Raw genomic sequence first — 411 nt, 5'->3', positions numbered from 1 at the left:
TCACCGATGCCGTCACCCAGTCCAACGTCAAGGTGATCGGTGAAGCCCCGGCCATGGCGCTGGGCTCGATCTTCCAGACCATGGCCCACTCCACCGGCATCCTGTTCGAGAATTCGGTAGCTGCCCAGCAACAGCAGAACGCCCTGGCCCTGGCCGCCTCCAACATGGGCGTGATGCAAATCTACAGCCTCGACACCGCCGCCGATGCCGGAGCCACCGAGAAAGTCGGCCAGTTGGGCGTGGCCGACAACCTCACCAGCCTGCTGACCGTACTGAAATCCTTCACCTGAGCCTGACCCGCCGGGTCCAAGCAATCGCCGTACATCCTTCGCAATGATTCAGGAGAATCACCATGAGCTTCCCAACCGCAGTAAACAACCAGATCACCGATGCCGTCACCCAGTCCAACGT

1 protein-coding gene is annotated in these 411 nt (G+C 60.8%); it reads left to right on the top strand.

Annotated features, from left to right (window positions below):
* Positions 1-290 (top strand): RebB family R body protein (locus tag HMPREF2716_RS20100; RefSeq protein ID WP_070621992.1); only part of this gene is annotated, 290 nt, incomplete at its 5' end.
* Positions 291-411 lie beyond the last annotated feature (121 nt).

The organism is Pseudomonas sp. HMSC076A11 (genome assembly GCF_001810205.1).
In the GTDB taxonomy this organism is placed as follows: Bacteria; Pseudomonadota; Gammaproteobacteria; order Pseudomonadales; family Pseudomonadaceae; genus Pseudomonas; species Pseudomonas aeruginosa.
This window is presented reverse-complemented; position numbering and strand designations above follow the sequence as displayed.